The organism is Pseudomonas sp. CFBP2511, assembly GCF_030209255.1.
GTDB classification, from domain to species: Bacteria; Pseudomonadota; Gammaproteobacteria; order Pseudomonadales; family Pseudomonadaceae; genus Aquipseudomonas; species Aquipseudomonas avellanae.
The window spans coordinates 110,424-122,547 of record NZ_JARVSI010000006.1; the positions used below are offsets into that span (position 1 = coordinate 110,424).

Annotated in this window: 9 protein-coding genes; 2 read left to right on the top strand and 7 right to left on the bottom strand. The window is 59.9% G+C overall.

The annotated features are described in order from the left end of the window. Nucleotides 1-5: 5 nt before the first annotated feature. On the top strand, nucleotides 6-3,146 hold the full coding sequence (locus QRN38_RS05210; RefSeq protein WP_057419211.1) for a transporter substrate-binding domain-containing protein: 3,141 nt from the start codon (nucleotides 6-8) through the stop codon (nucleotides 3,144-3,146). Between the two features lie 112 nt (nucleotides 3,147-3,258). Then, nucleotides 3,259-4,020 carry a hypothetical protein gene (locus QRN38_RS05215; RefSeq protein ID WP_057419210.1) on the top strand — a complete coding sequence of 254 codons (762 nt, stop codon included), beginning with the start codon at nucleotides 3,259-3,261 and terminating at the stop codon, nucleotides 4,018-4,020. On the opposite strand, the gene QRN38_RS05220 is transcribed toward QRN38_RS05215, so the two are convergent. The 7 genes from QRN38_RS05220 to QRN38_RS05250 form a co-directional block, all read right to left on the bottom strand. After that, nucleotides 3,950-4,495 (bottom strand): glycoside hydrolase family 19 protein, encoded by a 546-nt coding sequence (locus QRN38_RS05220; protein ID WP_057419209.1) that lies wholly within the window; start codon nucleotides 4,493-4,495, stop codon nucleotides 3,950-3,952. The genes QRN38_RS05215 and QRN38_RS05220 overlap by 71 nt on opposite strands. 64 nt (nucleotides 4,496-4,559) lie before the next feature. Further along, nucleotides 4,560-5,837, bottom strand: a complete 1,278-nt coding sequence (locus QRN38_RS05225; RefSeq protein ID WP_285362372.1) for a tail fiber domain-containing protein — start codon at nucleotides 5,835-5,837, stop codon at nucleotides 4,560-4,562. Between the two features lie 25 nt (nucleotides 5,838-5,862). Beyond that, the gene (locus tag QRN38_RS05230) at nucleotides 5,863-6,549 is read right to left on the bottom strand and encodes a hypothetical protein (RefSeq protein ID WP_007246386.1); all 687 of its coding nucleotides are present in this window, start codon (nucleotides 6,547-6,549) and stop codon (nucleotides 5,863-5,865) included. Then, entirely contained in the window at nucleotides 6,549-6,857 is a 309-nt protein-coding gene (locus QRN38_RS05235; RefSeq protein ID WP_010211519.1) for a hypothetical protein, read from the bottom strand. The genes QRN38_RS05230 and QRN38_RS05235 overlap by 1 nt, the downstream gene beginning before the upstream one ends. A gap of 8 nt (nucleotides 6,858-6,865) precedes the next feature. Beyond that, nucleotides 6,866-10,702, bottom strand: a complete 3,837-nt coding sequence (locus QRN38_RS05240; protein WP_057419207.1) for a TipJ family phage tail tip protein — start codon at nucleotides 10,700-10,702, stop codon at nucleotides 6,866-6,868. A gap of 54 nt (nucleotides 10,703-10,756) precedes the next feature. Next, entirely contained in the window at nucleotides 10,757-11,344 is a 588-nt protein-coding gene (locus tag QRN38_RS05245; RefSeq protein WP_057419206.1) for a tail assembly protein, read from the bottom strand. After that, nucleotides 11,341-12,123, bottom strand: a complete 783-nt coding sequence (locus QRN38_RS05250; protein WP_057419205.1) for a C40 family peptidase — start codon at nucleotides 12,121-12,123, stop codon at nucleotides 11,341-11,343. The genes QRN38_RS05245 and QRN38_RS05250 overlap by 4 nt, the downstream gene beginning before the upstream one ends. Nucleotide 12,124 lies beyond the last annotated feature (1 nt).

The following is a 12,124-nucleotide window of genomic DNA, read 5'->3' on the forward strand; positions in this document are numbered from 1 at the left end:
TGTGCATGAGCTGGAGCAGCGCTCAGGCCGGCCCCGGCGCGGCCGATCACTACACCCTGCTCGGCCGTTCGAGCCCGGCGCACATGGACGTGAAGCTGGACAGCAGCCAGTGGCAGTGGGTACGCGCCCAACGTGAACTGATTCTCGGCACGTCAAGCCCCGACTATCCGCCGTTCGACATCACCATTTCAGGGACTGATTACGAAGGCATCACTGCCGATTACGCGGGCATTATTTCGGATGCACTGGACCTGCCTGTCAGGGTCCAGCGCTTCGACAGCCGCGAGGCCGCCATGAAGGCGTTGATCGCAGGTCAGGTCGACCTGCTGGGCACCGCCAACGGTTTCGAGGCCGTCGAGCGCGATATCAAGCTTTCACAACCTTATTCGGTGGACCAGCCCGTGCTGGTCACCCGGGTGGGCGACACACGGCCGTTGAACGAAGGCCTGCAAGGCATGCGGCTGAGCATGGTCTATCACTATCTGCCGCCTGCCGATGTCGTAACCACCTACCCCGGCGCCATTCTCAAAACCTATCCTTCGTTTCAGAATGCCATCAATGCCGTGGCCTTCAACCAGGCCGATGTGTTTCTGGGCGATACGATTTCCACCCAATACATCATCAACAAGGGCTATCTGAACAATGTGCAAATGTCCAGTTTCGGCAAGCACGAGGCCAATGGTTTCAGTTTTGCCGTCAGCGGCCAGAACACGCAATTGCTGGGCGTCATCAACCAGACGCTGAAGGCGATTCCCGTCGATGAGCGCATCGACATTTCCAGACGCTGGAGCACCGGCAGCGACCTGATGCTCACCGACCAGAAACTGCAACTCACCCAACGTGAAGAACGCTGGATTGCCCAGCACCCGGTCGTGCGTGTGGTGGTCAACGAAGCTTACGCACCGCTGACATTCTTCGATGCCAAGGGCAACTTTCGCGGCATCACTGCCGACTTGCTTGAACTGGTGCGCCTGCGCACCGGGCTCAAATTTGATGTCAAACGCTCGCCGAGCCTGACCGACATGCAAAACCAGATCAGCGAGGGTCAGGCAGACATGATCGGCGCGCTGGTGTCCAGCGATGTGCGCGAAGACCGTCTGAGCTTCAGCCGGCCTTACATCGACAACTCGTTCGTACTGGTTACCCGCAAGGACAAGGGCTCACCCAGCTACCTGGAACAGATGGACGGCAAACGCCTGGCCATCACTCAAGGCAGCCCGATGCTCGACTGGCTGCGCCGCAAGTACCCGAGAGTCGTGCCACTGGAAATCGACAACCCGTTTCAGGCGCTGGACATGCTGGCAGTGGGCAGAACGGAAGGTGCCGTCGTCTCGTTGCTGAGCGCGGATTACTTCCTGTCTTCCGGGATCTTCGAGGAACGCTTGCAGATGACGGCCACGGTCGGCGAGGACCCGGCATTGATCTCCATGGCCACGTCGCGCAACGCTCTGGAACTCAGCTCGATTCTCGACAAGGCGCTGGCGAGCATCGCGCCGCAGGATCTGGCTGCGATCAACAACCGCTGGCGCGCCTACACCCCCTCAAGCGCCAGCTGGCACGACTACCAGCGGCTGATCTATCAGATTGTGATTGGTGCGGGCCTGTTGCTGCTGGGCCTGCTGGTATGGAATGCCTGGATGCGCCGGCAGATACGCCAGCGCGAAGCCGCAGAGCGTGCCCTCAGCGATCAGTACGAGTTCATGAGGGCACTGGTCGACGGCACGCCTCATCCGATCTACGTGCGCGATCGCGATGGTTTGCTGCAAATGTGCAATGACAGTTACCTCAGGGCCTTTTCCGCGCAGCGCGAAGACATCATCGGCAAGAGTGCTACCGAAAGGGTGCTGGGCAATGCTTTCGAGGCACGCGAATACGCTGCCGATTATCAACGGGTCATGGCCAGCAACACCGCGCTGATTCTTGACCGCCCGCTGCACATCGGCGACCGCCAACTGACCATCTACCACTGGATCCTGCCCTTTCGTGACTCGCTGGGCGAGGTACAGGGCATCATTGGTGGCTGGATCGACATCAGCGATCGTCGCCAACTGATCGAAGACCTGCAGGCGGCCAAGGAACAGGCCGACGCCGCCAGCCGTGCCAAGAGTACTTTCCTGGCGACCATGAGCCATGAAATCCGCACGCCTATGAACGCCGTGATCGGCATGCTGGAGCTGGCGCTCAAGCGTGCCGATCAGGGCGAGCTGGATCGCTCCGCCATCGAAGTGGCTTACAGCTCGGCCAACGATCTGCTGGACCTGATCGGCGATATTCTCGATATCGCGCGGATCGAGTCCGGAAGGCTGGCGCTGAACCCCGAACGGGCGAACCTGCGGCAACTGGTCGAGTCGGTGCTCAGGGTATTTGACGGCCTGGCGCGCCAGAAAGACCTCGACCTGGTGTTGGAGCTGGACAGCCGGATCAACACCGACGTACTGATCGACCCGCTGCGCTTCAAGCAGATACTCTCCAATCTGGTCAGCAATGCCATCAAGTTCACCCCGATGGGACGCGTCAAGATCGCCCTGCAGGCGGTCGATAATCCGGATCCGCAATTACTGCACCTGCACATCACCGTGCAGGACAGCGGCATAGGCATCAGCGTCGAAGACCAGAAGCGTCTGTTCGAGCCTTTCGCCCAGGCCGACAACACCGGACAGATGGCCCGCACCGGCGCCGGGCTGGGGCTGGTGATCTGTCGCAGCCTGTGCATGATGATGGGCGGCAACCTCTCGCTCGACAGTGAACCGGGCAACGGCACCCGGATCAGCATGAACCTGCTGCTGACCACACTCGAACCAATGACCAGGCAGCCTGTCGCGACAAAACCACCGGCGGCGGCCCATCAGGTGCTCAGAATCCTGATCGTCGACGACCACCCTGCCAATCGTTTGCTGCTGTGCCAGCAACTCGGCTTTCTCGGCCATCACTGCGAGATGGCTGAAAACGGCGCGCAGGGGCTTGAGCGATGGAAGGCCGATGCGTTCGATCTGGTGGTCGCCGACTGGAATAACCCGGCAAATCCGAAATACCCCTATAAAATCAATACCTTAACGAATAAAAACATCATTTTTAAAGTTGTGCTTGCCGACTTTGCCGCCCCAATAAAATCAGATGCTTATGGTTGCGTTTTGGGGAAGATTTAAAGGTCGGTCTTGCGCAACTACCCCACCCCCGGCGTTCTGCCGACGAACACCACTCCCAAAATCTGAAAGACTCAAATACTGTATACACATACAGCACTTGAGAATCACTCCTATGAATCAGAGCAATAGCTCAGAAGCCTTGGCCGAATGGCACAAAAGGCTCAACGACAGGAGGCAATGGACGAACCCTGCATTCACCTACAGGTTTCTGGCGCGCATGGCCGAGGACATGCAGGCAGCTGGAGCAATTGACCCACTGGAGCGCTTCGAACTTTTTGAGCTGGCCAGCGCCGCGTTCTGCCACTTCACAGAAGAAGGCAACCACGAATGGCGGCACCAGGCATCGGAGTATCTGGCCTTCAACAAGGGTGGCACCGTAGTCGGGAGCCTGCTGAACTCACGCTACGTTCTGCATGACTCTGATCAGTCGCCGTACCATGCCGCTCACTTCGCATTCCTGAATGCTGAAAACGAACTCATCATGAGGGACCACAAGAAGTACGGAACGCTTGAGGGGCGGTACATCTACACCGAAACCGGCCAGACCTTAACGCTGGTGGAGCAATCCAGGCAGATCAACGGCGTGGACTGCCAGCGCCTGACCGATGAAGATCAATACCGAGCGCTGATAGATGCCTCGGCAGTAGCTCTCGACCAAGGCGACTTCAAAGCCTACGTAGCGCTGTGGGAGCGTCACAGCTACTCGATATTTACCAGATGCCTCCATTGCCTGGATGGATTCGCAGTGCGCGACGATTGCACACACTGCGCTGGACGAGGCTTTATCGAAGATCCAGAGTGCCCTAACAAACAGCCTCAAGCGCTCGGGCGTACAGCGCCTGCCGATCAGCCAGACCGTTCGTGCCGCCGTTGATGCGCTTGGTGATGGTCAGGAAGTCGCCCTTGTCGGCCAGCGTGTTGAGCGCGGCCCGGTGCCAGAACCACCCCGCCGACATCGCGGCGTACTGCGGCAGCTCGAGCAATTCGGGATGGTTGATCAGGTCCAAGCCCAGCGCTTCGCCGCACGCCTCGTAGTTCGACCGGCCTGTCACCTGGATCAGGCCCCGGCCACGGTAAAGCTGGCCGTCGCCGTCGGCCTCGGGCGTGTTACCCAGACGTTCAGCCAGCTTGCCGGTGTCGTACTTCGACAGGTAGGCGCTGCCGCCCAGCTCGCGGACGTAACGCAACTGTCCCGACTCGTGGCCCACCTGGGCAATGAACGCCGCGATACGCAGCCTCGTGACGATCTGGTACTTGCTCATTGCTGTGTTCAGGACGGGTGCAAAAACGCCGGCTTTCTGGCCGGCGCTCGGGAGTATCTGCAGCAGCTGCTGCGCGGTGATCGGCATTTGGGTTTCTCCAGGCAAAAAAATACCCGCTCGATGGCGGGGTGCGAGTGTTGCTGTGCAGGTGTTACGCGGTGACAGGTTCTGGTGCTGGCTGAATCGACGCCTTGAGCGCGGCCACTTCGGCGCGCAGCTCTTTGACGGCCCCCATCAGATCGGTGATCAGTGCCATCGGGTCGAGCTGCTGGATACGTGCGTTGCCGTTTTCATCGACGCCGTCCTTCTCTCCGGTGACGGCAAGCGGGTTGACCTCTTGGGCCTCATGCGCGATCAGGCCTTGGTAGACCCTGCCGTCGCCTCGGAACACATCGCCAAATATTTTGCGCTCATAGGTTACAAGGCGATATGCGTCAATCCTGTCCAAAAAGGAAGGGACCTTTAATTCCTTGATGAACTTCTTGATCCGGTAGTCAGACGTGAACAGTGTCATCGTGCCAACATATGTGTTGTCGATATAAACATCGACGTTGTTACCGGTCCAGTTGAAGTTATATACAGTTCCGCCTTTACTACCGCTGAACCCAGTACGGCACCAATTTCCGTAAGATGAAATTCTTCCGGCGATATCCAGGCCAGCAAAAACGGGGGCCTGACCCGCTCCAAGGCCCAGCGCAACGCGCGCGGAAGCTTGATCTTTCCCGCCAGTTCCGCCCTGAGCGAGAGCAATAGGCGTAGTCAACCCGTTGATCTGATTGGTGGAAACAAGTGTTGTTGATACTTCTTTAATGGTCAGGACGCCGCCATAGGAGTAGGTCATTACTGGACCGGCTGCCGTGTTGTCCGAGTTTACGGACCACCATGCATGCCCGCCAAGGCCACCGCCACGGTTGCAGATGTAGTTCGCCCCGCCGTCGCCGTTACCGTTCCAACCCATGTAAAGGCCTTGCACGTTATAGCCGACCGGCGCACCTCGAAAGCCGACGCTTTTGATCAGGGCGTCGTATACGCCACCTTTCATGCGAAGACTTGTAAGCGCTGAAACGCCATCAGTAGCGCCAGTCCCGCCCTTTAACACCGGCAGGATGTCGTAGTTCCCGGTCGTGCCCAGCGCGGCCAGCTTTTCGCCGTACTGCAAAACCAAAGCGCGCAGCCGGTCGGCAGATTCCTTGACGTAGCCCTGCAGCGGAGCCAGCGCATACCCGCCAGCGCCGTTGGTAGCACCCTGATAGTTTGGCGATATCGACATGGCCGTATCACTGGCGATGTTCGTCACCTCGTACCAGCCGCCATCCGGGCCACGAAAGCCATCGCCGACACGGCTGTTTGCAATGAATGCCGTACCACTGCCAATAACGGCGTTTGAATTTTGGGTAACGGAAACCGTCCCGGTTTTATACCAAGGCATATTTCTTACTCTCTAAATGGGTTTCTTAGACATTCATCTTTGCGAAGACTGCCGGCAGAAAGAATGCTGTTGGGTTGGAGGCCGCAATAGTGATTGCATAAAGCTTGCTGTTCGGGAAATCCCACCAGCAGTAGAGAGCCCTTGATATGGCGCTACCAGAGTTCATCCCCATGCCAAACGAGTTGATAAGCAAGTACTCGTTTGCTGGAAAGTTGAAAGCGACCGAGTAGTAACAGCGGACAAGATTTTGCGCAGTGTAGTCAAACTTCTCGTACGTCCAACTCTGAAACGATCTGGTAAAATTCGCGCTTGCGGTTCCCGAATCAAACAGCAGATTTGTAGCGCCATCCCAGAGCCGCATCCCGAAGTCGGCAACGGGCTGGGCCGCGAACTGTGCAACGAAGTACCGGCCGTTTGGTTGCGCAGTGTTCACGTCATAGGCCCGAACATAGAAGCCAGTCCAATTTCCAGCCGATCCAACCAGGCGCATGAGACATAGACCTGCAATCGCATTAACGGTGTCAGGTCGCACGAAAACCAAAGGCGGCTCTTGCGAGGTAACTGGCCTAGGAAAATAAGTGGTCGAGCCAAGCCCGCTTTCCTCGGTGGGCTGATAGCGCCCCGAAGCAATCACCATCAGGCGCGCATATTGCGAATCGAGAACGACCACATTGCTGTTGTTGGAAAACTCCAGGCCGTATGTATCCGCCATTATGAAAACCTCATAACGATCAGCCGCATAGTCCCTGAGGAAACCGTGCTTGATCCATAAGTTCTGGTGTGGTTGTAGACTCGAGCAATCCCGTCAACCAGCTCCGTTTCGTGCTGCCTTTGATTGTTGTCGTAAGTGCCAGACGGTATGACTATTGCCACACCGTTACCCGGCCCCACTCCCGGTACAGCGAAGTCCTGACTGGTCTTTGCCGTGCCGGAGAACGTGACGAGTGTCGACAGTACAACCCGAATCGTAAATGACGTTTCATCCAACTGGAGCGCGCTGTCTGCGCCCCATACCATCATTCCGTTGCTCATTCACTGAGATCTCCGAGTTGCACGCGCTTGACGTTGTTGGCGTCGTAGACGCGGACTGATCGGTTTGTAATCACCAATCGGCCACCGCCTGCGACCATTCCGTTGATTTCGAGCGTGCCGTTTTTGTTGAGAATCCAGCCGCTCTGCCCGGCCAGGTAATTGGTCGAACTGATGTAGCTCCCAATCTTGGCGTTGGTGATCGTGCCGTCCTGAATAAACGCCGACTGAATGAATGTCTGCCCGCCAGTGATACCGAAAAACGACTGTGGCGATTGAGAGCTGGTGTTCATCACCAGGAACGTGTCGGCCCTCACCACGAACTGCGAGGTTGTGCCAGCCGCCCCGCTCTCAAGCCCCAGACCGAAGCCTGCCGAATACGGTATCCCGCTCTGCGAAAGCTCCATCCGCACCGACCAGATCCCAGCCAGCTTGTTGTTGGTGGTAGCTAACGCACTGGATGTCTGCTGGACCTTAATGCTGGCTTCGTTGGCGGCTGCCTGGACCGTATCAACACGCCTGCCCAATGCCGTATCGCCGTCAGACCTGGCAGTTGCTTCGGTCTGAATGGCGGTCTGGCTTGTTCCAACTGCCGTAGTCAGCGTTGAAAGCTGCTGAGCCGTGGCCTGCCGGTCCGTGTTTGCGGTCGACTCAATCGTCGTGATCTTCGATTCGCTCGTACCTACGCGAGAATCGATTGCCGTAATCCGCTGGGCAGTTGCCTCACGGTCCGTGGCAGTCGTCGTCTCGACGGTGGTGATTCGCGCTTCGGTGGTGCCGACACGCGCCTGAAGCGACGTCGTTCGCTCGGCCTGTGCGAAGTTCTCTTCCGCCCTGACCTTCACTTCCTGTGCTGCGCTGGCCGCGCTATCCCATCCTCTTAGCGCATCGAGCAGATCGCCCTCACCGCTATCGGCCCGATACTGTGCCTGCACGGCCTGCATCTGTGTGGCAGTCGCAGTGGTCTTGCCGTCAACCGTGGTGATGTCAGTGGTGTTCTTCGTTACCTGAGCGGCCAGAGCATTTGCAGTGCGGATCGACTGTCCACTGTTGACCCAGTAAGCCGGGTTCGGCGGGCCGTTCGATCCATTGGCAGCCGCAGGCACCGCCGCGATGGCCGTCCAGAGGTTGTCGCCGACGCGGACGGTGTTGTCGCGCACGTAGGCGTCGGTCGGCACGTACACCAGCGCGTCAGTGATTTCTCCGATCTCGGCCTTGAGCTCGTCCAAGCGCTCATTGACTGAGCCAGGGCCGTCACCATCAATTAAATCGATGCGGTCCAGCAGATGCTCGCCGAACTGACTTTCCGTAAGCTTGCCCGTCAGAAGGCCAAGCACAGGGGTTGCATCACTGCCGCTCTGCCCCATTACGCCGACACCGGCTGGATACCACGGCCCGATGTTCCCGGTCCGGTCCACCAGGCGCGCCCAGAAGAAGAACGTCACACCCGCCAGCAGCCCCTGCATGACGTGTTCCGACTGCGGGTAGGCCAGGTCGCTGAGTTTCGTGGCCTTGGCCAGATCGGTCGTCGGCCCGTACCAGATTTCAGTGCGCTGCGTGTCCTCAGCGCCTGGTGGGAAGGTCCATTTCAACTTGATGCCGAAGATCAGCGAAGCGGCAGTCAGCGAGGTGACAGCCGGCGGCAAGCTGGTCTTGCCCTGCAGGTTCGTCAGCAGCGATGTGACCGGCAGAGACGAGACGTTCAGGGCGCTGACAGCGCGCACCCTGGCCATGTACTGGCCGGAGTAGATTCCGGGCACATCAACCGACTGCTCGCCCGTGCGTGGCATCTTGACCCACTCACGCGAGCCCCAGCGCCATTCCACGTCATACGCAACCGCGCCTGGCGCAGCATCCCAACTGATGGTCATGTTGGTGACGGCGATACCCTGCTCAATCACAACGTGCTGAGTCACGAACACCGCGCCCGGCGCAGCCTGCACGCCCACCGGTATGCCGCTGATGGGCCGGATATCCACCACGGCGCCGAAGTCGATGGCGTCAAACTTGCTCGGCTCGTGCTGGATGCACTCGAGCTGGTACTGGTGCCATTCCGGGCGCGTGATGTTGCGCACCAGAAACTGCATGGTTTTCAGGTCGTCGTATTCGAGGATCCAGCCGCATTCGGCTTCCGGCACCTCGCTAAAGCTGGCCGCGAGGGTGACGCGACGCCCATCCAGCGAGCTGATCACCCGCGCCTCGGTCTTGCCGCTTGGCAGGTTCACGCGCAGCTTGGCACCGGTCGAAAGATCGATGTCACGGTCAACGGTAATCACCCGCCCCGCCACCGAGCTGATACGCCCGCCATTCGCGCGGCCGGCCAGCATCGGGTCGGCCACGGCGATGATCTGCCCGGTCTTAGGAATGCCGCCGTCCAGGCCCACACGGAAGGTCGCGGGCCTTGTCTGCGTCTGCTCGGTGATCAGCGCGTACTGGCCAGCGCGCTGCGCCTGCCCGAGTGAAGTGCAGCCGTAGGCGTCCACCGACAGTTCATTGACCGATCCAGATTCAGCCATCGCCACATCATCAAAGACAGGCTCTTTGTCCGTCGCAAAACTCTGGGCCGGGTTGTCCCACGTCACCATTGCCAGGTTGTGGCGGTCGCGCGCCCGGGTGCCCGAATACTGGATTTCACCGTTGTTCAGGATCTGCGAAGGGTTGTAGGTGTAGACCGGGTCGCCAGGCATATCAGCGGTGAACGTGATCTGGCTTCCGTCCCAGGTGCTCATGCCGTGAAAGATTGCCGAAAGGTCCTGCAACACGGCGTAGGCATCCGCCTGCTTCTGCAGGTAGATGTTGCAGGTCAAGCGTGGGTGCACACCGCCCATGCCGTTCGGCACCATTTGGTCGCAATACTGCGCGATGCGGTACAGGTTCCAGCGGTCGACCATCGTGGCGTCGATCCGGTGCCCGAGGCCGTAATACGGGTTCAGCGCTATGTCGTAGCACACCCAGGCCGGGTTGTTGGTGTAAGCCTCTTTGAACGTACCGTCCCAAATGCCGTTGCTGGTGCCTGCGCCAGACGTGGTATAGGTCCGCGTCTCCGGGTCGTAGTTGGATGGCACGCGCACGATGCGCCCGCGCATCAGGACGGCAATCTTGGCGATATCGCCGCCGAACTGCTGGGCGTCATATTCAACGCAGCCCACGGCGGTGAGAGGAAATTCCTGATCGCTGTCTACGACCTCGGCCACCGCCTCGATAAACATGCTGTCCTGAATCAGCGAGCTGTTGGCCTCGGGCGTGATCCGGCGCACGCGCATGGTCCAGCGACTGCCCGCAGGCAAGTTGAGCCGGTGACTGCGCTCGTACTTGGTGACGTTCTTCCGATCAACGAAGTCCGCGAGCACCTGCACGAACGGCCCGCCGTCGGTGGCCAGGTCAATGGCGTAATTGATGCGCACGCCGTTGATGTTGCCGCTCTGGTCCTGAGACTGGAGCTGTGGCCAGCTGAGACGCACACGCAGGGCGTCCAGCACCGGGTTGTTGACTGTGCGCAGGTAGGGCGTGGTGCTGATCAGTTGCTGGTTCACGTCAACTTCGTTGCTGGACTCGGCAATGCCCTCAAGACGCTGCTGGTTCAGCTCGCCATTGCGGAACTGCCACTTCACGCCCGGGAAGTTGACCGTCCCGTCCTCGGCCACCAGCGGCGTGCCGTCGAGCTTCACCGAGCGCAGGCCGTTCACCGGTCCAACGATCGGCCCCCAGCTCCACAGGTAGACAATGCGCGCGGTAGCAATCGAAGCTGTGCTGTTTAGCGCAATCGTCGGCTGCTTCTGTGTGGCCTCGCCGCCCTTGCTCCCGCGAATGCTTCGCGCTGCTACCGCACTTCCCATACCGCCCCCAGAAAAAAGAAAACCCGCCGAAGCGGGTCTGGTGTTACCTGATGATCAAATCTGATCTTGTGTGTAGATGCCGCCTGACTCGACGGCCCCGCCGATCTCGCGTTCGCCGTAGAGCACGGGGTATGGGTTGCCCTGGGCAACAGTGGTCACTGCGCCGCCGAAACCGTAGCTTGGGTTGTTGCCGTCATCGTTGTTGTTGCCCACGTTGGCAGTCGTTGTGGGAGAAAGCATCTGCACCACACCACCGAGGCCGACCGCCGCACCCGCGCCAAGCAGACCCATGCCCAGCGCTGTGGTCGTACCGCCAGAGAACAGGCCGCCCACGACGAGCGCCACGCCCAGCACCACCTGGAACAGACCGGCCTGCTTGCTACCCTGGATCAGCGGCACGATGCGGATATCGGTGTTATCGCTGCCCTGCATGTCGAACTCGCCCTCGCCGGCGTTGCGCTTGCCGCAGAACACGCTGAACACCAGGCCACGCTCTTCGCCGGTACGCAGGAACTTCTCGAAGCCTGGCTTCATCGCACACAGGGCATTCACGGCGTCGCGCACGCTGTGCACGTCGACGCGGTACTCACGGCCGAAATGCTTGCGCAGCACGCCGTACAACTTGATGGTGCGCATGGTCATGGGGTGTATTCCTTATGGCGCAAGATCAGTTTCACGCGGTTGGCCATCGACCAGCCGTAGACCTCACGGGCAGCCAGGCGACCGGGCATGTGGTGGTAGATGAATGGGCCAGCGCCACCGAGCGCCGGAGCGTCTTCGCTGTGCAGGCTGGCATCGGCCCCGAGGTAGATCGCGGCGTGGTTCGGGAAATGGCAGGGCCTGCCCACGGTCGGGATCTGGAACACCAGCAGGTCGCCGCGTTGCTGCTGCTCGACCCGGACGAACCCGCAGGCCTCGTAGTTCTCTTCGTAATGGCTTGGGCTGTCCGGATCTTCCCACCACAGTTCCTTTCGCTCGAAGTTCGGCAGAGGCAGCGACGCCTCGCGGGCGTACCAGTCGCGGCAGGCCGACCAGCAATCGAGCAGGCCATGCGAGAAGTCCCGGCCCAGCAGCGGAGCCTGGAACCCGGTCGGCTTGAACCACTGAATGTCACCGCCGGGCCAACCCACAATCGCCCAGGGCAGTTCGTGCAGCTCGCAGCTGACCAGGTCAGTCATGCTCGGCGTGGCGGCGCGGTCCGGGTGGCTGTGCACGATGGCCAGCACCTCGCCCCGGTCTTCTGCCGCCGCTGCGTCGTGCTTGTCGATCAGGAAGTGCTGCAGCGGGTTGGTGGCCACATTGCCGCACGGCACGTATTCGCGGCCGGCGGCGGTCTTAATCAGCAGCCCGCAGGCCTCGGCCGGGTGAGATTGCTCGGCGTGCGCCCGCATGGCGTCCTGAACCTTTTGATTGATTCGCATG